This is a genomic window from Candidatus Nitrospira nitrosa, from assembly GCF_001458735.1.
Taxonomy (GTDB): domain Bacteria; phylum Nitrospirota; class Nitrospiria; order Nitrospirales; family Nitrospiraceae; genus Nitrospira_D; species Nitrospira_D nitrosa.
The window spans coordinates 56439-76212 of record NZ_CZQA01000014.1 but is presented as its reverse complement, the minus strand read 5'-3'; the positions used below and the strand labels follow the sequence as shown (position 1 = coordinate 76212).

At 54.0% G+C, this 19774-nt stretch carries 23 protein-coding genes and 1 pseudogene; 17 read left to right on the top strand and 7 right to left on the bottom strand.

Annotated features, from left to right (window positions below; genetic code table 11):
* The first annotated feature begins 41 nt into the window (after positions 1 to 41).
* The 15 genes from tsaD to COMA1_RS19785 all read left to right on the top strand — a co-directional run bounded on the left by tsaD (position 42) and on the right by COMA1_RS19785 (position 14149).
* On the top strand, positions 42 to 1103 hold the full coding sequence (tsaD, locus tag COMA1_RS19855) for a tRNA (adenosine(37)-N6)-threonylcarbamoyltransferase complex transferase subunit TsaD (protein ID WP_090751272.1): 1062 nt from the start codon (positions 42 to 44) through the stop codon (positions 1101 to 1103).
* A gap of 109 nt (positions 1104 to 1212) precedes the next feature.
* Complete coding sequence (hflX, locus tag COMA1_RS19850) at positions 1213 to 2811, top strand: GTPase HflX (protein WP_176698207.1); 1599 nt, start codon at positions 1213 to 1215, stop codon at positions 2809 to 2811.
* A gap of 21 nt (positions 2812 to 2832) precedes the next feature.
* Complete coding sequence (gene nth / locus COMA1_RS19845) at positions 2833 to 3498, top strand: endonuclease III (protein WP_090751270.1); 666 nt, start codon at positions 2833 to 2835, stop codon at positions 3496 to 3498.
* The gene (locus COMA1_RS19840) at positions 3495 to 4373 is read left to right on the top strand and encodes a YicC/YloC family endoribonuclease (RefSeq protein WP_090751269.1); all 879 of its coding nucleotides are present in this window, start codon (positions 3495 to 3497) and stop codon (positions 4371 to 4373) included. Before nth ends, COMA1_RS19840 begins: the two co-directional genes overlap by 4 nt.
* Positions 4370 to 5065 carry a guanylate kinase gene (gmk, locus tag COMA1_RS19835; protein WP_245631167.1) on the top strand — a complete coding sequence of 232 codons (696 nt, stop codon included), beginning with the start codon at positions 4370 to 4372 and terminating at the stop codon, positions 5063 to 5065. Before COMA1_RS19840 ends, gmk begins: the two co-directional genes overlap by 4 nt.
* A 43-nt stretch (positions 5066 to 5108) precedes the next feature.
* Positions 5109 to 5468 carry a DNA-directed RNA polymerase subunit omega gene (locus COMA1_RS19830; protein ID WP_090751268.1) on the top strand — a complete coding sequence of 120 codons (360 nt, stop codon included), beginning with the start codon at positions 5109 to 5111 and terminating at the stop codon, positions 5466 to 5468.
* Between the two features lie 3 nt (positions 5469 to 5471).
* Positions 5472 to 6716: a bifunctional phosphopantothenoylcysteine decarboxylase/phosphopantothenate--cysteine ligase CoaBC gene (gene coaBC / locus COMA1_RS19825; protein WP_245631166.1), complete on the top strand. Its 1245-nt coding sequence runs from the start codon at positions 5472 to 5474 to the stop codon at positions 6714 to 6716.
* 8 nt (positions 6717 to 6724) lie between these two features.
* A complete protein-coding gene (locus COMA1_RS19820; protein ID WP_090751267.1) occupies positions 6725 to 7471 on the top strand; it encodes a tetratricopeptide repeat protein in 747 nt (248 codons plus the stop codon).
* A 93-nt stretch (positions 7472 to 7564) separates the two neighbouring features.
* A complete protein-coding gene (gene aroQ / locus COMA1_RS19815; RefSeq protein ID WP_090751266.1) occupies positions 7565 to 8065 on the top strand; it encodes a type II 3-dehydroquinate dehydratase in 501 nt (166 codons plus the stop codon).
* A gap of 48 nt (positions 8066 to 8113) precedes the next feature.
* Positions 8114 to 8674 (top strand): elongation factor P, encoded by a 561-nt coding sequence (gene efp, locus COMA1_RS19810; RefSeq protein WP_090751265.1) that lies wholly within the window; start codon positions 8114 to 8116, stop codon positions 8672 to 8674.
* Positions 8671 to 9225 (top strand): acetyl-CoA carboxylase biotin carboxyl carrier protein, encoded by a 555-nt coding sequence (accB, locus tag COMA1_RS19805; RefSeq protein WP_218055439.1) that lies wholly within the window; start codon positions 8671 to 8673, stop codon positions 9223 to 9225. The genes efp and accB overlap by 4 nt, the downstream gene beginning before the upstream one ends.
* Before the next feature lie 43 nt (positions 9226 to 9268).
* Positions 9269 to 10609 carry an acetyl-CoA carboxylase biotin carboxylase subunit gene (gene accC / locus COMA1_RS19800; RefSeq protein WP_090751264.1) on the top strand — a complete coding sequence of 447 codons (1341 nt, stop codon included), beginning with the start codon at positions 9269 to 9271 and terminating at the stop codon, positions 10607 to 10609.
* A gap of 204 nt (positions 10610 to 10813) precedes the next feature.
* Positions 10814 to 12073: an efflux RND transporter periplasmic adaptor subunit gene (locus tag COMA1_RS19795; RefSeq protein WP_090751263.1), complete on the top strand. Its 1260-nt coding sequence runs from the start codon at positions 10814 to 10816 to the stop codon at positions 12071 to 12073.
* A 130-nt stretch (positions 12074 to 12203) separates the two neighbouring features.
* Entirely contained in the window at positions 12204 to 12902 is a 699-nt protein-coding gene (locus COMA1_RS19790; protein WP_090751262.1) for an ABC transporter ATP-binding protein, read from the top strand.
* 11 nt (positions 12903 to 12913) lie between these two features.
* Positions 12914 to 14149 carry an ABC transporter permease gene (locus COMA1_RS19785; RefSeq protein WP_090751261.1) on the top strand — a complete coding sequence of 412 codons (1236 nt, stop codon included), beginning with the start codon at positions 12914 to 12916 and terminating at the stop codon, positions 14147 to 14149.
* A 38-nt stretch (positions 14150 to 14187) separates the two neighbouring features.
* Here COMA1_RS19785 and COMA1_RS19780 read toward each other — a convergent pair whose 3' ends face one another.
* From COMA1_RS19780 to COMA1_RS22255, 7 genes and pseudogenes are all read right to left on the bottom strand, one after another.
* Positions 14188 to 15372, bottom strand: coding sequence for a cyclic di-GMP phosphodiesterase (locus COMA1_RS19780; RefSeq protein ID WP_090751260.1), 1185 nt, complete (start codon positions 15370 to 15372; stop codon positions 14188 to 14190).
* Between the two features lie 107 nt (positions 15373 to 15479).
* Positions 15480 to 15857, bottom strand: a complete 378-nt coding sequence (locus COMA1_RS21270; protein WP_176698205.1) for a RusA family crossover junction endodeoxyribonuclease — start codon at positions 15855 to 15857, stop codon at positions 15480 to 15482.
* Positions 15858 to 16085: 228 nt separating this feature from the next.
* Positions 16086 to 16529, bottom strand: coding sequence for a division/cell wall cluster transcriptional repressor MraZ (locus COMA1_RS19770; RefSeq protein WP_090751258.1), 444 nt, complete (start codon positions 16527 to 16529; stop codon positions 16086 to 16088).
* Positions 16530 to 16535: 6 nt separating this feature from the next.
* Positions 16536 to 16742 (bottom strand): helix-turn-helix domain-containing protein, encoded by a 207-nt coding sequence (locus tag COMA1_RS19765; RefSeq protein ID WP_090751257.1) that lies wholly within the window; start codon positions 16740 to 16742, stop codon positions 16536 to 16538.
* 104 nt (positions 16743 to 16846) lie between these two features.
* Positions 16847 to 17188, bottom strand: coding sequence for an FmdB family zinc ribbon protein (locus COMA1_RS19760; RefSeq protein ID WP_090751256.1), 342 nt, complete (start codon positions 17186 to 17188; stop codon positions 16847 to 16849).
* A gap of 12 nt (positions 17189 to 17200) precedes the next feature.
* The gene (locus COMA1_RS21265) at positions 17201 to 17665 is read right to left on the bottom strand and encodes a ComF family protein (RefSeq protein ID WP_176698204.1); all 465 of its coding nucleotides are present in this window, start codon (positions 17663 to 17665) and stop codon (positions 17201 to 17203) included.
* A 117-nt stretch (positions 17666 to 17782) separates the two neighbouring features.
* Positions 17783 to 18004: pseudogene (locus tag COMA1_RS22255) on the bottom strand (double zinc ribbon domain-containing protein); the annotation flags it as partial.
* 145 nt (positions 18005 to 18149) lie between these two features.
* Between COMA1_RS22255 and COMA1_RS19750 the strand changes: the two are divergent.
* Together COMA1_RS19750 and COMA1_RS19745 are read left to right on the top strand one after the other, a co-directional pair.
* Complete coding sequence (locus COMA1_RS19750; RefSeq protein WP_218055438.1) at positions 18150 to 18851, top strand: ABC transporter ATP-binding protein; 702 nt, start codon at positions 18150 to 18152, stop codon at positions 18849 to 18851.
* The gene (locus COMA1_RS19745; RefSeq protein WP_176698215.1) at positions 18845 to 19774 is read left to right on the top strand and encodes a dihydroorotate oxidase; all 930 of its coding nucleotides are present in this window, start codon (positions 18845 to 18847) and stop codon (positions 19772 to 19774) included. Before COMA1_RS19750 ends, COMA1_RS19745 begins: the two co-directional genes overlap by 7 nt.

The window sequence follows — 19774 nt, the reverse complement described above, 5'->3', positions numbered from 1 at the left end:
TGATGGCTGTCGGGATTTGAGCACAGGAAGATCCTCGCTAGATGGTCTGGAAATCGGGACCGATCCTCGGTATCGAATCTTCGTGTGATGAAACCGCCGCTGCGGTCCTTGGTTCCAATGGAGCGGTGCTTTCCAATGTTGTGGCGTCGCAGCACTCCGTCCATGAAAAATTCGGTGGAGTGGTTCCAGAATTGGCAGCCCGGGCCCATCTTGGAAAGATTGATATGGTGGTAATGCGCGCATTGGAACAAGCTCAGGTTGAGAAACGTCATCTTCAGGCTCTGGCAGTCACTCAAGGGCCGGGATTAGCTGGGGCATTACTTGTCGGGGTAAACTATGCTAAAGCCTTGAGTTACGGACTACGCATTCCTCTTATCGGGGTCAATCATTTGCAGGGTCATATTGCCTCCGCATGGTTAGCCGATCCGACCTTTCCTCTTCCTTGCATTGTTCTGGTTGTATCCGGAGGACATACGCATCTTTATCGCCGTGAGGTGAATGGTGAGTGTGTTCTGCTTGGACGCACTCGTGACGATGCAGCCGGCGAGGCTTTTGATAAAGGAGCTCAAATGCTCGGGCTAGGCTATCCTGGAGGACCGGCCATTGACCAAATTGCCCGGGGCGGAGATCGACAGGTCATTCCATTTCCCCGGTATCATGGGTCAAGGGGTAGTCTTGAATTTAGCTTCAGTGGTCTTAAGACCTCATTACTCTATAAGTTACGCGGAAGGACCGTTCCGCTCAGGCCTGAGCAGGTCGCCGATCTTGCGGCTGGGTATCAAGAGGCCATCGTACAGGTTTTGGTGACGAAGTCTTTGGCGGCTTTGAAGCAGTCGAAACTATCTGCGCTTGCGGTGGTAGGGGGCGTGTCAGCGAACTCGCGGCTACGTGCGCTATTGAACGAACGAGCGGAGCCTGGGCAGTTCCAACTTTCGCTTCCGCCATTGGAGTTCTGTACGGACAATGCGGCCATGATTGCGTCGGCGGGGCGTCAACGGTTGATGTGTGGAGAGCCCAGTTCTTCAGATCTGGACATTTTCCCGATGGAGGGGGCCATGACGTTGACTGAGAGGCGCTTGGCCACGACGGGATTCCCAAAGTAGAAGGAGAAGGACCATCTCTAGCATCCGTGGTCATATTGCTGGGCTTCGCGCGAGCCAGCTCGTCGCGCTTGAACGGCTGTATCGTCGTCGCGTGGCGACTGACATAATCATGTCGCCGGATCTGGCCAAGGTGATGGGCCAACTCACGCTTGAACTACGTCGACCAATCGGTGTGCTGCTGACCAGGCGGGGACAGGTTCAGGAAGTCATCGTGGGAACGGAGTTGACACTCTCTTCTGCGACGCTCACCTTGTTCCGTGTCGGCAGTCGGGCGCTTCGTGGGTTGCGATTTATTCGGACGCAATTGCATGATCAGCCGCTGAACCAGGAAGTGCTCACCGATCTTGCCTTCTTACGACTTGATCTCATTGGCGTCCTCAGTGTTGCCGCTGATGGTCAACTGGGGCACATGTATATGGCGAGTTTGCTGCCTCCGAATGCCGGAGGCCAATTGTTCAAGGTGTGGCAGTCGACTCCCTTTCATAGCATTAGGGTTGCGTTCGACGAGTTTATTCAGAGGCTCGAAACGGAACTTCAGCAGGCTTGTGCGCAGTACTCGGTTGCACATGGAAAGGAGTCAGCAATTCTTGTGAGTGCGTCCGCGAAAAGCCGAGCAGAGCAGGAGGAACGCTTAACTGAATTGGCGGAGTTGGCGGTCTCGTCCGATGTGACGGTTGTCGATCGCATGGCCCAACGAACATCGGACGGACATCAGCGCTATCTGTTGGGAAGCGGCAAAATGAAAGACGTCTTGATTCAAACCCTTCACCGTGGGGCCGACATGGTCATCTTTGACCAGACGCTCTCGCCGGCCCAGCTCCGGGCCATTTCGGAAATGACGGATATCAAAGTCATTGATCGCACGCAACTGATTCTGGATATTTTTGCTCGGCGTGCGCATAGTCGTGAGGGGAAAATTCAGGTCGAATTGGCACAACTCCGCTACCTGTTGCCACGATTGTCGGGGCGTGGCACTCAGTTATCGCGTTTGGGTGGAGGCATCGGGACGCGGGGGCCTGGTGAATCGAAACTCGAGACGGATCGACGACGAGCTCGTGAGCGGATCACGCATTTAGAGCGGGAATTGGCGCGGTTTGCGCGGCATCAAGACCGGCGACGGTCCCGACGAGGGCGATTTGGGCTTCCTGTGATTTCGTTGGTGGGGTATACCAATGCTGGGAAGTCTACCCTGCTCAACGTCTTGACCAAGAGTCAGGTTTCAGCTCAAAATCGGCTATTTGAAACACTTGATACAACAAGCCGACGGTTGCGATTTCCCGAGGACCGTGAAGTCATTATTACGGACACCGTGGGTTTTATTCGCGATCTTCCGCCAGAATTAGTTGGCGCGTTTCGGACGACACTTGACGAGCTTCGCGAGGCGGATCTCCTGCTCCACGTCGTCGATATCAGCGCCGTCGATATTGACGTGCAGATCACCGCTGTGGAAACCATCTTGGCCGAGCTTCAGCTGACTACGATTCCTAGAGTGCTGGTATTCAATAAATGTGACCGGGCATTGCCACAACAAGTTGAACGGCTCTGCCGACGGTACGAAGCCGTCGGGATCTCTGCGCTCCAGCCGCCCACGCTGCGTCCTCTGCTGACTCGACTGGAGTCGCACGTGAAAGCATTGTTGCCTGTTGATGATCAAACGGCCGAGGTGTCTCACGGGAATGGTGCGGTTGCTCTTGCAACTTACGAGTAGGCGCTGCACAATCGGGCGTCTATGATACCGATCAATCGTAGAAAGGCCGGCTCTCCCTCCGGTCGTGCAGCGAAAATCGCATTACAACTACGTCAATCCATACCGGAGGTGAGGATAGAGTTAGCACACCGGTCTCCCTGGGAGCTCTTGATTGCCACGATTCTTTCCGCACAATGTACGGATCGGCGGGTGAATCAGGTGACACCGGCTTTATTCCAACGATATCCAACCCCACAGTCGATGGCGATGTCGGAGCAGGCCGATCTTGAGTCGCTGATCAAACCGACGGGCTTCTACAAGAGCAAGGCAAAGAATTTGGTCGGCTGTGCGCAGGCTGTGTCGACCCGTTTTGGTGGTCACGTACCGAGTACGATGGACGAATTGACGTCAATTCCCGGTGTTGGGCGAAAGACTGCGAACGTGATTCTTGGAGGGGTGTTTGGAAAACCGGGAGTCGTCGTTGATACCCATGTGAAACGTATGGCGAACCGCTTAGCCTTGAGCCGCTCACAAAACCCTGAGCAGATCGAGCGTGATCTTCAGGCTCTCTACCCACAAGCTGAGTGGACGGATGTTTCACAGCGTCTGTTGCTTCATGGGCGATACGTGTGTCTTGCACGGAAGCCCCGTTGTCGTGCTTGTGTGCTCTCTAATGTTTGTAAGTGGGAAGGGAAACTGACCAGATGATCACGAGTATGACCGGTTTTGGTCGCCGTCAGGGAACCTCTGGAGAAGCGACCGTCACGATCGAGGTGCGATCCGTCAACCATCGTTTTCTGGAAACATCTATTCGTCTGCCAAAATCAATGGGAGGGCTGGAGGACGTTCTTAAGAAGACCATCCAGCAGCATTGTGCCCGTGGACGCGTGGATCTGACGGTCGTGATCCAGGGAGCGCGAGGGAATGGACGAGTGCCTCAACTTGACGAGAATTTAGCAAAGCACTACCATCAAGCTCTTCGGGCCCTCCAACGCACGTTGAAGCTGAAAGGATCGATTGACATCGCCATGATGGCTGGGTTTCGCGATGTCATCGTGCTGTCTGAGCAATCAACTGATGATCCAAAGTTCTTCAAGCTTGTCGAACAGTTGGGGGCAAAAGCGATACGTGATATGGTCGCCATGCGCAAGAAGGAGGGGGGGCTGCTTGCGAAGGACATTCTTTCCCGACTAGCGTGTGTACGGACCTGCAAGACGGTGGTTTCCTGCCGTGCTTCATCCGTGACACAGGACGCATTCGATCGGATGAAGCTGCGCGTAGAAAAACTACTCGGAGATGCCATTCCGGACCTTCCGCGACTCAACCAGGAGCTGGCCATCTATGCCGATCGATGTGACATTACGGAAGAATTGGTCAGACTGGATGCGCATATGGTACAGTTTGAACAGGCTGTTCAGCACAACGAGCCTGTTGGGAAGACGTTGGACTTTCTTCTGCAGGAGATGGGGCGAGAAGTGAATACCATTGGCTCAAAGGCGAATGATTCGGCGATTGCCGCAGAGGTTGTTCGAATGAAAACAGAGTTGGAACGGTTACGTGAGCAGATACAGAACGTTCAATGAGTAGTCCAGCGACCACACGCCATCTGTCTTCCGGGCTGGCTGACGGGCAACCTGCTCCAGGGCGTCAAGGGATCCTGTTTATTGTTTCAGCCCCTTCAGGGGCAGGAAAGACGACGTTGTGCAAACAGATTGTGGCTTCGATATCAGGGGTGTGGCATTCCGTATCTGCGACCACGAGAAAACCTCGTTCCGGAGAAGAGCATGAACGAGAGTATTTTTTCATTGAGGAACAACTATTTCACGACATGGTGAAGCGTGACGAATTTTTGGAATATGCCCATGTCTATGGCCACTGGTATGGAACTCCTCGGGGACCCCTTATGGACAAGATTCAGCAGGGCGTTGACGTCTTGCTTGAAATTGACGTTCAGGGCGCCCTGCAGATCAAGAAGGGGTTTGTCGATGCGGTTTCTATCTTCATCCTACCGCCATCGATGGCTGTTCTCCGTGCTAGACTTCAGAGTCGAGCTTCGGACTCTCAGGAGGAAATCCTCAGCCGACTTCGCAAGGTGAAGGATGAAGTCTGGTGTGTTCGTGAATACTCCTACCTCGTTCGAAATGATGATCTTGAGCAGTCTCTTCGCGAGTTACAGAGCATTTTTCAGGCTGAACGTCTGAAGACTCAGCGGATGGACCTGCAGTGGCTTGAGCGGAGTTTTACCGATGGGTCGAACGCAGTACCGGCAGATTGAGAGCCTTTACTTACATTTTATCGTATAGGGAGAGAGCTATATTATGATCGATATGCTGAATTTGTTGCCGCAGTATACCTCCAATGAATTCGACTCCAGGCACCGATTGGTGATTGTCGCCTCGCAGAGGGCTAAGCATTTGACCCAGGGTGCCAGGCCTGGTGGACCCTCTCGGTTTACGAAGGAAACCACCGTTGCGCTTGATGAGGTGTTGAAGGGGCAAGTGAAGTATCTGATCGGTAAGGAAGCACGTGATGCGATGAAAGAGGCGAAGCGTGGGAAAGAAGGCGAGACAGAGCGTATTGCGATGATGACCGGGGAAGATGCGCGAGAGATCAAGAAAGAGCTCAGTGTCTATGTAGATGATACGGCTCAGCCGGCGGTAGTCCAAACCGAGGAGTAGCTGGTGGACGAAGCGAGGTCCACCATGACTCTTGGTGGTAAACACCTCGTGTTAGGGGTGACAGGAAGTATTGCCGCCTATAAGGCCGTCGGTGTGCTTCGCGCATTGAGAGATCAAGGGGCGTCCGTATCGGTTGTCATGACTCGGGGGGCGACAAAATTTATGACGCCTCTGACGTTCGAGGTGCTCTCAGGTCATCACGTCATCACCGATCTCTTTGAGGCTCATGAAACCATGCCGCATTTGACCATGGCCGAGGGTGCCGATGCGGTTCTTGTGGCGCCGGCGACGGCGCATTTTCTGGCGAAGGCGGCGATTGGCCTTGCGGATGATGTCTTGACCACGATGCTGCTGAATGTTCGATGCCCTGTCATTGTTGCCCCCGCTATGGACGGCGAGATGTGGACGCATCCAACAGTTGCTCAACATGTGGATGCGCTTCGAGCGCGTGGGGTGGTTGTGCTTGATCCTGAAGTAGGCCCACTTGCATCGGGTCGGGTCGCTCAGGGGAGGCTCCCAACAGAGGCAATAATTCTGGACACAGTTCATGCTGCGGTATTTCGGCAGAGCGATTGGCGAGGCCAGCGGGTATTGGTATCCGCCGGGCCAACTCAAGAGCCTCTCGATCCGGTGCGGTTTCTTTCCAATCGTTCGTCAGGGAAAATGGGGTATGCCATTGCGGAAGCGGTGCGTGCTCGTGGAGGGGACGTGGTCTTGGTCACGGGACCTTCTGCATTGACACCTCCTTCGGGGGTTACCACGGTTCACGTGAATACTGCGAGTGAGATGGCCGATGCCTTGTCTCAGCACTTTTCTTCCTGCACAGTCCTGATCATGGCGGCTGCCGTTGCGGATTTTCGTCCACGGGTGACAGCCTCAGGGAAACTGAAAAAACAGGGGAAATCTGAGATGGAGCTGGCACTCGAAGCAACTCCGGACATTCTTGCGATGCTCTCTGCAAGGCGTACATCACAGGTTGTTGTCGGGTTTGCAGCAGAAACGGAACAAGTACTAGCTCATGCCAAGGACAAGCTGAAGGGAAAAGGTTTGGATCTCATTGTCGCCAATGATGTGACGCAAACAGGTGGCGGGTTCGGCAGTGATGATAATGCGGCGGTCATTCTATCAGCGACAGGAGAGCAGAGAGTATTCAGCCTGATGCCCAAGCGGCGGTTGGCAGATGAGATTCTGAATGCGGTGCGTGATTTGTATTTGGTGGCACCGCGCGGTGAGTCATTCGTGGAGTAATCCTGTTTATGGCTTCTGCTTCCAAGAAGACGGACAACGCTGCCGAAATTGATCGATTGGCCATGGCGCTCGCCAAAGAGCCAGGATCAAAAGTCTTTATCCCTCTGGCTGAAGAGTATGGGAAAGCTGGCCGGTGGGAGGAGGCCGTCGTTGTGCTGGAGGATGGCCTGAAGACCTATCCCGGTTTCATTACGGCCATGGTGGCGTTAGGGCGTGCGTATGAGCAGGTGAACCAGCCAGTGAAGGCCAAAGCCATTCTTGAAGAGGCCATAAAAGTAAGCCCTGATAATCTGCGTGCGCATCGAACATTGGCCAAGCTCTATGCCACTCAAGGGGCCAAGGATGCCGCCATCCGTTCTTGTAACGCTATCTTGGCGGTGAACTCACAGGATCAAGAAGCGTTGGCTCTGCGGGCAAGTCTTGACCACGTAGTGGTCAAGGAACATGTTCCGGCTCCTCACCAACCAGCCGTGGATTTTGAGAAGCCTCAGTCTGATGGCCTTGGTGGAGCACCCATGGCATCAGTTGTGGGAGGGGCGGCTCAGGTAATAGCGAATGATAGTGACGATCATTTGGCTCCGATCCGACCTGGCTTAACCAAATGTGCCGAGCCAGTAGCTGCTGGTCCATCTTTGAGTCTTCAGGAAACGGATAGATCGGTCGTTGCACGACTTGAGCAGTGGCTTCATTTGATCCAAGCGCGCCGCCGTGATGTTTCTGGCCCACCGCAACCTGTCCAGAAGACGTCTGTGTGACGTCAACGGTTTGACCCTCTGAAAGCAGACTGCTAGAATGCCGCCTCTGGTACGTGGGTGGTCTTCTTTTGGTGTGGAAGGGGGATACGCGCCGTGCTCCGTGTCTTGGTTTTGCATGGTCCCAATCTGAATCTGCTTGGTAATCGCGAGCAGTCTATTTATGGGACCACGTCTCTCGAAACGATTGACTCGTCTCTCCACAAATTGGGAGATGAACTTGGAGCTGAGCTTGTCATTCGACAATCCAATCATGAGGGAGAGTTGGTGACTTGGATTCAGGAAGCCCGCCGAGATTGTCAGGGGATCATCATCAATCCGGCAGCCTATACTCACACCAGCATCGCGATACGCGATGCGTTGGCGGCGGTCGAGCTCCCTACGGTCGAGGTTCATCTGTCAAATATTTACCGGCGGGAAACCTTTCGACAACAGTCCTATGTGTCTGGAGTTGCTGTCGCGCAGGTTTCTGGATTTGGTCCATCCGGCTATTTGTTGGCCCTGCGTGGACTATGCGAGTATGTCACGAAGTCCATGTCGACAGATTCCAAACCGGCGGTCTCTCCTGCAGAGAGAGGCAGGACCGGCCTGACATGAGCTTGGTTGTAGGTTAGGAGTGTTTCTTCTCATCGAAGGGGGTTTAGAGTGATTTCCACGGTTGATTTTCGTGGTGGTGTCCGTTTGATGGTTGAAGGGGAACCTTTCTATATCGTTGAATTTCAACACGTCAAGCCTGGCAAAGGTGGTGCATTTGTCCGTACCAAGCTGAAGAGCTACCTCTCGGGGAATGTGCTGGATCGCACATTTCGATCTGGAGAACGATTTGAAGAGCCGGATCTTGAAGAGCGTGATATGCAGTTTCTCTATGCGGCCGGCGAGGCTTATACGCTCATGGATACGGAGAGCTATGAGCAGCTGACGTTTGAAAAACGTCAATTGGGGGAGAATGCCGATCTGCTAAAAGAAAATATGGTCGTCAAGATCCTCATCTATGAACATCGCCCAATCGCGGTGGAACTGCCGAACTTTATTGAGCTCAAGGTCGTCGATGGAGAGCCGGGTGTGCGGGGAGACACAGCATCCGGAGGAACAAAACCGGTCATTGTTGAAACAGGAGCCACCATTAAGGTGCCGCTGTATCTGGAGGTTGGGACGGTGATTCGAATCGATACTCGTACGCGATCCTATGTGGAGCGTGTTCGGTGAGAAGTCGTCGGTCAAAGCCAAAGGCGCGTCGTATTGTGTTGTCGGAAAGGCCGGGGCCACCGCTTGGCGAAGCCACGCTCACGATCGGTTCCAACAAACATCTCCAGGAACTGATCGATCTTCTTCGGCGTAATAACCTGACCGAGCTGGAGATTGAGCACCAGGGTGTTCGGATACGGCTGAGGCACGAGCTTACGGCAAAAGCTTCTGTGGCGGTTCATCAGGAGTCAGCTCCGACCATTCTTCAGCAACCGTCGCATACGGTATCCTCTGCAATGCCGGTAATGGAAGGCACGGCCGGGTTTGTGACGGTGACCTCACCGATTGTCGGAACGTTTTATCGCTCCCCTTCTCCAGATGCGGATTCATACGTAGATGAAGGCGACTTTGTCAAGAAGGGCCAAGTTCTTTGCATCGTTGAGGCGATGAAGCTCATGAATGAGATCGAGTCTGAAATAGATGGTCGGATTGTGAAAATCTTAGTGGAGAACACAAAGTCCGTTGAATATGGTCAAGCCCTGTTCCTCATCGATCCTAAAGCCACCCCATAGGTTATTCTCACAGTGATTCTCTCCATCGTGTCGGAGCCAAGACGTGTTTAAAAAAGTTCTGATTGCCAATCGTGGAGAAATTGCGCTGCGAGTCATTCGCGCCTGCAAGGAGTTAGGCATTCAGACCGTCGCGATCCATTCCGAAGCTGATGCGCTGGCGATGCATGTACGGGCGGCTGATGAAAAGGTCTGTGTCGGACCAGCTGATTCCGCGCTCAGTTATCGGAACATTCCCAATGTCCTGAGCGCAGCGGAGATTACCGGAGTCGATGCGATTCACCCCGGGTATGGCTTCCTCTCCGAGAACGCCCATTTTGCCGAAGTGTGCGAATCGATCGGAATCAAGTTCATCGGCCCCAGCTCAGAAAATATCGCCATGATGGGGGACAAGGCGAAAGCGCGAGAGATCGTAGCCAAACGAGGTCTTCCCGTCACTCCAGGGAGCCCCGGTGAGGTGCGGAGTGAGGAAGACGCGTTACAGGCTGCACAGAAGATCGGGTTCCCGGTCATCATCAAAGCAACGGCGGGTGGGGGAGGCCGTGGGATGCGCGTCGTCAATCGAGCCGAAGACTTGGGACGCGCCTTCCAAGCCGCTCAAGCTGAAGCCAAATCGACATTTGGGAACGACGGTGTCTATCTTGAACGCTATTTTTTGGAGCCGCGCCATATCGAAGTGCAGGTCTTGGCTGATCAGCATGGCCGCGTGATTCATCTTGGGGAACGTGACTGCTCCATCCAACGGCGGCATCAGAAGCTGGTCGAGGAGACCCCGTCCCCGGTCGTCGACGACAAGCTTCGTCGAGATATCGGACGAGTGGCGGTGGAGGCCGTCAAAGCTGCGCATTATCGCAATGTGGGGACGGTGGAGTTTCTTCTTGATAAGGATCGAAACTTTTATTTCATGGAGGTCAATACCCGGATTCAAGTGGAGCATCCAATTACTGAAATGGTGACGGGTATCGATTTGATCAAGGAGCAGATTCGGCTTGCAGCTGGACATCCGCTCTCGCTACGCCAACAGGACGTGGTGCTGGCCGGCCACAGTCTGGAGTGCCGCATCAATGCCGAAGATCCTGAGAAGTTTACCCCATCCCCCGGAACCATTACCAAATACAGCCCCCCGGGAGGATTCGGTGTGCGAGTGGATTCTGCGATGGAGTCAGGTTCGATCGTTGTGCCGCATTACGATTCGATGATTGCGAAGTTGATTACGCATGGTCGTGATCGACAGGAGTCGATGGCACGGATGAGGCGAGCCTTGGGTGAATTTGTTATCGAGGGGATCAAGACGACGATTCCGCTTCATCGCCGAATCCTTGAAGACCCTGATTTTCAAAAGGGCCATGTCTCTACCACATTCTTGGAGCATTTCTTGGCAAGGTAGCGTGTGATCGTTCCTTCCTGATCCTCCCGTGTTCGATTTTCCTCTGGCCGTGCGCTCAGTCTCTTAGCCTCGTGCAGCCCACATGCTCCTCGAGTGGGATGGGTATGGCAGAAAGATCATATGTCTCGGGATTGGGGAAGCGTGATTCTTGGCAGTCTTCCTGATAGGATGAAAGGATAGCCCTAATGCGAGTGTGTGTAACGTATGCGACGAATTGGATTAATTCTTAGCGTCCTAGCTGTCGGCCTCGGCATCGGAGGCTATGTATTTTTCAACGGGGAGCGGAAGGCCCCTGTTCGATACCGAACGGCGACGGTTGAGCGTGGGCAGGTTATTTCCGTCGTCAGTGCAACCGGGACGATCAATCCCGTGGTATCCGTCCAAGTGGGTACGCAAGTGTCGGGCATGGTCAAGAGTCTTCATGCCGATTTCAATTCACAGGTCAAAGCCGGGGAAATTGTGGCGGTCATTGACCCGGAGCCGTTCAAGGCTCGTCGGGAACAGGCCGCGAGTAACTTGGAGATGGCACGGGCGAGCGTCGCGCGTGCGCGAGCCGATTTGGCCCAACGAAAACGAGAACTCAGCCGCGTCGAAGTGCTGTTGCCGGAGCAGTTTGTTTCCCAAAATGATGCTGATGTGGCCATCACGAATTACCACAGTGCCGAGGCACAGGTCCGAGTCACTGAGGCACAGGTCAAGCAGGCTGAGGCGGCGGTGAATGCCGCGGATCTTGAGCTGAAATATACGGTGATTCGTTCGCCTGTCGAAGGGATTGTGGTCGCGCGCAATATCGAGGTCGGACAGACGGTTGCGTCCAGTTTCGCCACGCCCAACCTTTTTCTCATCGCGCTGGACTTGACCAAAATGCAAGTCGACACCAATGTGAGCGAATCGGATATCGGAGGGATGTCGGAGGGAAAGGAAGCGGTCTTCACCGTCGACGCCTACCCAGGGATCTCGTTTACGGGCATCGTGAAGCAGGTTCGTCTTGCGCCGATCAGCGTACAGAACGTGGTGACGTACAATGTGGTGGTCAGTGTGGATAATGCCGATTTGCGGCTCAAGCCAGGCATGACCGCGAATGTCTCGATTGTAGTCGCGCAGAAGGACCAGGTCATTAAAGTTCCCAATGCCGCGCTTAGATTTGTGCCACCAAAAGGTGAAGGGAGTCCACGAGATGTCGGTGGACGATCAAGCAAGGGAGAAGCCGCTCGTCCTGTTACGACTGAATGGCGACCCATGGTGGCGCCAAAAATCGTCTGGAAACAGGGGGAGAATGGAGACCTTGTTCCGCTGTCGGTACAGACCGGAATTTCCGACGGCTCTTCAACGGAGATCATTTCCGAGGGACTTTCAGCGGGGGACGTGATCGTCATCGGGATTGACCAATCGTTCGACGAGAAAAAGGAGGGCAAGGGGCTTCCTCCGGGGTTCGGCAGTTCGCCCCGTCCTCGAAATCGCTGAGGCCGCGCCAAAATGTCAGAAGGTGGCGAGGAAGTCCGTAGCTAATGGATAAGGCACGAGATCGTGACACATCTGAGGGCGTCCGTGTTTCTAACCTCCTACCAATATTCTTGTAGAATTGTCTAGGGATATGGCTCCGCTCATCGTCTGCGAAGATCTCTGGAAAGTGTACCGAGTCGGTGACATTGAGGTGCAGGCATTGAGGGGCCTCAGTGTGACAATCAACGATGGCGAGTTTGTCGCCATTATGGGGACAAGCGGCTCAGGGAAGTCCACGCTGATGAATATTCTTGGTTGCCTGGATCAGCCGAGCAAGGGGCACTATCGGTTAGGCGGTGTTGAGGTGGAGGGGTTGCAACCGGATCAGTTGGCAGAGATTCGGAATCAGAAAATCGGTTTTGTCTTTCAAAGTTTCAATCTCATTCCGAGAACCAGCGCATTGGAAAACGCTCAATTGCCGCTTCTGTACCGAGGACTGTCCTTAAAGGAGCAGCGAGCCCGTGCCTCTACAGCACTCGAACGGGTCGGACTGAAGGGCCGGGAGCATCATACCCCCACGCAATTGTCGGGTGGTCAACAGCAACGGGTGGCCATCGCTCGGGCACTGGTGACCTCGCCATCTTTGTTACTTGCCGACGAACCGACGGGAAATCTTGATACAGGGTCGAGCTATGAAATCATGGCGATTCTTGAGGGATTGAATCGTGATGGAATTACGATCATTCTTGTGACGCATGAAGTCGATATTGCCGCCCTTGCTGCGCGTGAAATTGTGATCAAGGACGGCCAAGTCCTGAGTGACCGTACCATTCAGGATCGGGCTCATTAGCAGGGGTGCTGATGCCGACGTTTGTGTGGCTGACAGTTGTGACTGCGCTGCGAATTTTGCAACGAAATCGCCTGCGTGCTGGATTGACGATGTTGGGGATTATCATCGGAGTCGGTGCGGTTATTGCCATGGTCAGTATCGGGGAGGGGGCAAAACTAGCCGTGCAGAAACAGATCGCCTCCATGGGGGTGAATAGTATTCTCATTTGGCCAAATTATTCGGTAATCAGCGGTGTGCGTGGGGGGCAAGGTGCCGTGGTTACCTTGACGGTGGCCGATGCGATCGACTTAAAAAAGAAGGTTCCGCTTTTGGCTGAAGCAGGTTGGTCTCGATCGGGCTCGATGCAAGTGATGAGTGGAGGCCGCAACTGGAGTACGACGGTGATAGGGGCTTCGCCGAGTGTGCTGACGATCAGAGACTGGGCCTACAGCAGCGGAGGTCCATTTACCCAAACGGACATGGATACCGCCGCTCGCGTGGCACTGATTGGTCAGACGGTGGTGGACAACCTCTTTGAGTCGGGAGAGGAGCCGGTTGGGGCGGTTATTCGTGTGAAAAATGTTCCGATCCGGGTTATCGGTGTCTTGAGTCCGAAAGGGCAGAGTCCTTCTGGCTATGATCAGGATGATGTGGTGATTATTCCTTTCACCACTGCTGAGCGAAAGGTGTTGGGGACATCGTTTCTTGGGTCCGTCAGTGGCGTCCATGTTTCTACAGATCGGACGGAAGATATATTTGATGCGATTGAACAAATACGGGAGGTGTTGAGATCACGCCATCGATTACAAGGAGATCGACCGGATGACTTCCTGATTCGTACCCAAATCGATGTTGCAAAGATTCAAGAAGGGACCAGTGAGACCTTGACGGGTATGTTGCTTGTCATTGCATCCGTCTCCCTTCTTGTCGGAGGCATCGGCATTATGAATATCTTGCTCGTGTCGGTCACTGAACGCACGCGAGAGATCGGAATACGTATGGCGGTCGGCGCCAAACGGCTCCACATCATGATGCAATTTCTCATTGAGGCCATGACGCTCAGTATGGTTGGGGGAGGGATCGGTGTGCTCTTGGGTGTGACTGCGGCCAAGCTGACGTCCATTATTGCCGGTTGGCCGACCATCATCTCAGGAAAGACGATTGTGACTGCATTCGGTTTTTCCCTCGTGGTTGGCCTGTTTTTTGGACTCTATCCTGCCAATAAAGCAGCACGATTGAATCCGATCGAGGCCTTGCGCTACGAATAGGTACGCTGGTTGGTCGCGTGCGCTGTTCGTCAGCTTCATTACGTGATGACCGCTTCTATGGCACGAGTCTGCGGCCCATCGGGTTGATTCGCCAGATTGACGGTGAACGGGTCCGGATAGGTCGTGCCTTCTGGCTGATGAGTGATGGTGATGATCGGCTGGTGCAATGTCTCTTGATTCAACGTCGTTACCACGCCTCGTTCCTTCGTATTCAGCCGTACCTGGCTATGCACCGGATAAATGCCCACTAACCCAATAAATGATGATAGAAGCTGCTGATCGAGCTTATTCTGTCGAGCTTCTTGGTAGAGCCGCTGAAACGTCCGGTGCGAAGGCAGCGGTGTGGCCCCGCCGAATCCACTTAACAGTTCATCGTACCGATCAACGATCATAAGAATTCTGGTTCGGTCCGAGGTAAATTCCCCTCGAGCTTCTTTCGGATACCCGCTGTCATCGAGATAGGCATGATGGTTGGCAATGAGATGGAGGATGGCCGTCTCGCTGCTGCCTGCTTGTTGCAATGTTCTCACGCCGATACGTGGATGAGTCTCAAACTCTCGTTGTTGAGCAGGGGAAAGACGTTGGTCGGCGTGCGCATGACGAACGAGTGCGGGGGCTATCTGCAGCAGTCCGATGTCATGCAGGAGCGCGGCCGTGGCCAGTTCTTGCAGCTCCAATGGGTTGAACTGAAATGTCTGTCCCAGGATCAATGCCAAGGTACAGGTTGTGAGGGCATGCTGGCTCAGCATTGGATCACCGGCTCGATTCTGGCTCAAGGCCATGAAGACGGATGAGGGGGTGAGCGTTCTGGTCACAATCGTGATCTCGTGGACGGCATCGGCTGCTTGTTGCGCATTGACCGTTCCGGTACTCGCAATCCTTGTGAAGACAGTCTGAACGGACTGTGTCAACTGCTGCTTTGCCAGCGCAGCTTGTGCATATTCTTCGTTAAGTTGGGCAAGTGATTTGATCGGCTTTTTGTCCTGAATCGCCGGGGTGTGGGGTGTCGGGGGTTGTCGGTCTGTCGTATCTTGCTCAGGGTGAGGGCTGATCCCCCGGTCAAGATCGATAGTCACTGTCTTGACTCCGGCGCGGAGCAACTTCTCGATTTGCGCTGGTCGTTCGACCTTGAAGGAATGACGAAGGAAGGGGGAGCGAAACCATGGGAGATCCAGACCTGCGACGTACATTCCGATCTGAAGTTGGCTGATGGGTACGCGCATGGTCGGGATAAAAAAATGCCTTTGAGAAAGTTCCGAAGTCGATGGCTTCTTAACCTATCGGCGGAAGATGGACAGAACTGTAGCTGCGGGAAGGAGAAAGTCTATTGTCAGGACTCGTGGGTTGAAGGTGATAAGCAGGAAAGGGAGAGTTCAATGCGGGGGTTGATTTTGTCGACGTGCTTGTAGAGATGAGTTTCAATGATCCGATTGTCATTGACGTCGAGACCTTCACAGATTGCGTCCTGGGCGATCTTCAGCCCTCCGTCAAGATCCCGCTTCAATGCCGAGGCAAAAAAGAACCGGATCGACAGAGAAAGTGGGCCGGATTGGAGGCGGTCGCGAAAGGATGGCGCCTCAGGTGACTGAGCCAAGGTCACCCACACCTGCTGACCGACCTGCGCTTTGTATGAGCGACCGGTCGCTGAGAGCAATCGACGTCCGTTCACCGTGGCATATTGATGGTTGATGCTAGGAGGAACTGGCAACGTAATCGTTAGGCTGTCTGCGGTGACCATCGCTGGATGGGATTGGGCGTTATCAGTAGCGTTGGTATTTGACCGAAGGGACTTGAGGGAACGGGGAGAGGTCTTCAGGGAAACGGAGGCGATGAACCGTAGTCGAGATCGTGCTCCTTGAGATTGGATTGTTTTTGCGAGGGAGATGCGGGAAGAGAATGCAATGCCTCGTCGATGGCGTGATGGCATGCGGCTGACTTAGAGCAGGTTTACGATCTTGGCCATATTCTGTTCATACCGATCTTCCGTACGGGCAATATAACGACGCCAGTCACTTGGATTCCACAGTTCCATGCGGTGATAGAGTCCAACCAATATGATCTCCTGGTCCTCATCCACCGGGACCAGTTTGCGTAAACGGCCAGGAATCAGGATCCGTCCGGTCTTATCGATATCCGATGAGCCGGCTTCCGAGACGACGAAGTGCATGAACAGCCGACTTTGGTCTTCATCCAAGGACGACTTTGTTCGGTCCAGAACCTTCTCCCATTCCTTCATCGAATAGATCAGGAGTGACTGTTCGGGGCCTTTCAAGAACATCACGGCTTGGCCCTCGGCTTCAATCTGCTCGCGGATCGGAGAGGGGACGATAAATCTCCCTTTTTCATCCACTTTGCAAAGATATTCACCGGCGAACATCATAATCCCTTAGTTTAGGAATTGCCCGGATATCTGGAGTTGGGTGTCTTGGATCCACCGTTCGAGATCCGAACGAACGAATCGCCAATCGATGCCAAGCATAGATCCAGGGATGGATCGGCGCTGAAGATACCGATAGAGCGTATCCTGTGGAATCTTGAGGAAGCGGTAGGTTTTCATGGCTGTCATCAGCTCGCTCTTGGGAGTCTTGCTCATTACTCCACTTCGTCATAGAGCTTCCATGCTACATACCACCCCCACTATGGAGGTATTCTAGAGGTCGTTGTAAGAAAGTCAAGTGAAAATATATGAGAAACATCTTAGATGTCGTCGGCGTGGTCGACGCTTGAGTCGTCTCTACCTGGTTCGTCCAACATGGCTTCGACGTCACTGACGTCTTCACCCAACTCCTGTCCCATTTTCTTCATGAGTCGGGCGACACTCCGGGGATCAGATTCATCGAGTCCACCGAGGGTGGTGGGATCGGCAAGTGACTCGAGCCTGGCCTCCTCCGACTTGGGAGCGGAAAATCGTGAGAGGAGGCGATTCATCCTTAAGCTTCCACAGTGACGGCATTGCACCGGATCGACTCGCTGGGGGTTCAATATCAGGATCGCATTGCGCTTCGTGCAGTCCTGGCACAGGTACTCATAGATGGGCATGAAGTTGACCTTTCAATGACTTGAAAATGGATAGAATGCTGGAGAGTGCGTGCGATCAGGGATCAGATTCTGGTCGATGGTTCGTGCCAAGGTGAGGACGAAGACGTCGGCTGAACCGGATCGGCGCAGAGTCCTGGCACATTCGTTGACAGTCGTGCCGGTTGTGAAGACATCGTCAATCAATAAAATACGTTTGTTCATGAGCTGAGTAGGATGCCGTACCGCAAATGCGTGGCGAAGGTTTTTGAGCCGGCTTTTGCGGGAGAGAGAGGTCTGAGGCGCGGTGGAAGTGGTACGGACCAGATTGGTGTACGAAATGGAAATATTCAGATGCCGTCCGATCTGATCGGCCAGCAGCAGTGCCTGATTGAACTCTCGCTGGCAGAGCCGCGCGTGGTGCAATGGAACTGGGATGATCATGTCGATGGTATCCAGCTGTGGAAGTGTGGTGAGCATCAAGTTGGCAAGGGGTGTCACGAGGGACACCTTGCCCTGGTACTTCAACAGGCGGATCGCATCTTGGAGGGGAGGGGTGTAGGGATATAGTGTCCAGGCTCGTGTGTAGGAAGGTGGACGTTCAACGCAGGCGTAGCACAGGTGCTGCGGGCTATAGGCAGTCGCCAATGCAGAAGCAAACGGTCGATCACATCGTGCACATCGAGCTGGGGGCATCGGCTGAAGCGCGCTCCAGCAGCCGGTACAAAAATGAGGGATCAGGTCATCTGCCAAGGGTGCACCACACACGACACACTGAATTGGGAAGAAAAAGCGTGTGACACGACGTAGGAATGTTGGGAGCAGAGGAAAGGCAGCCATGGCAGACAGAGATGAATCCTTGCGCTTGTTTCATTATGGCGAAGCGGCAGCTCCTGTCAAGGTTGTCCTGTTCCGAAGGGGTGTGTTATAGGAGTACGGGTTTCAGAGGATCTAGGACCACGTCGTTCAGGAGCATTCGGAGTCGGTGGTTACGATCAGACGGCTTTCCAAGACTTACTCGCGCGGTGAGGCCATGGTGACCGCCTTGCACGATGTGGATCTTGAAATTCGGCAGGGCGAATTCTGTGCGTTTGTCGGTCCTAGTGGGTGTGGGAAAAGTACCCTTCTCAATCTTGTCGCTGGGCTGGATCACCCCACTTCTGGTGAAGTTGTGATTGATGGACGGTCCACGAGCACGCTGAACAGTCAGGACTGGACGACGATGCGGCGTGAAACAATCGGGATTGTGTTTCAAGCCTTCCATCTTGTTCATGGACTGACGGCGGAAGAGAATATCGCACTCCCGTTGATGTTGCGGGGAGACCAAGGACGTGATATTGCTGCACGGGTCGATGATCTGTTGCATCAGGTTGGCATGAGTCATCGGCGCCGCCATCGTCCAGGTGAGCTCTCGGGTGGCGAGCAGCAACGAGTGGCGATTGCGCGGGCATTAGTCCACCAACCACGGCTTCTGTTGGCTGATGAACCGACCGGCAACGTGGATTCGCATCAAGGTGCAGAGATCATGACACTGATCCGTGGGCTCGCCCAGTCTGGGGGACAGACGGTGCTGTTGGTGACTCATAGCACACAGGCTGCGTTCGCGGCTGACTATACGTGGGCGATGCGTGACGGTAGACTGGTTTCACGCACGACCCCTGTTACTCATTCGGTTTGCCCATCATGAACCTCTCGACGACGATTGCAGGCGTGATGTTCCCCAGCTGTTTTATGAATGCAGCTGGTGCGCTTTGTGTGACGCGAGAAGAATTGGAGGCCCTCGGAGGGTCCACCGCAGGGGCGATCGTCACAAAATCGATGACGATTGAGCCGCGTCAAGGGAATCCAGAGCCGAGGTATTATGGGTTTCCGGGAGGCTCTATCAACTCCATGGGACTGCCGAATCTTGGCTATCGAGCATATGCTGAATTAATTCCGCAGCTCAAACGATTTGGCAAGCCCGTCATTGCCAGTGTAGCCGGACTGACGGAGGACGATTTTCCGACGATTGCGGAAACAATCAATGCCGCACAACCGGATCTTATTGAGGTAAATTTATCCTGTCCCAACATCCCTGGGAAGCCGCAGATCGGGTATGACCCGGACGCCTCTGAGCGAGTACTCAAAAAGGTGCGTCCAAAAATCACCGTTCCCATGGGGGTCAAGCTGCCGCCCTACTTTGATCCAGCCCATCATCATGCGATGGGCACCATGCTAGGGCGATGTGGCGTGGACTTTCTGAACCTGATCAATTCAGTCGGCAATGGACTCGTGGTTGATTCGGAGCGGGAAACGGTCGTGATCAAGCCGAAAGGTGGATTTGGTGGATTAGGCGGACGCCTGATCAAACCCGTGGCTTTGGCGAACGTCCGTGCCTTCTATAAGATCTTTGGAGAGAAGATGCCCATCATTGGCACGGGTGGAGTGATGGATGGCGGTGATGCGTTTGAACATATTCTCTGTGGAGCGTCAGCGGTGCAGGTTGGAACAGTATTGGTGGAGGAGGGGTTGGGCGCCTTCCGTCGTTTAGAGGCAGAACTCGGGGCGGTATTAACCCGAAAGGGATACCGATCGATTCAGGAGTGCCGCGGACGTCTCAAGGAACTCTAG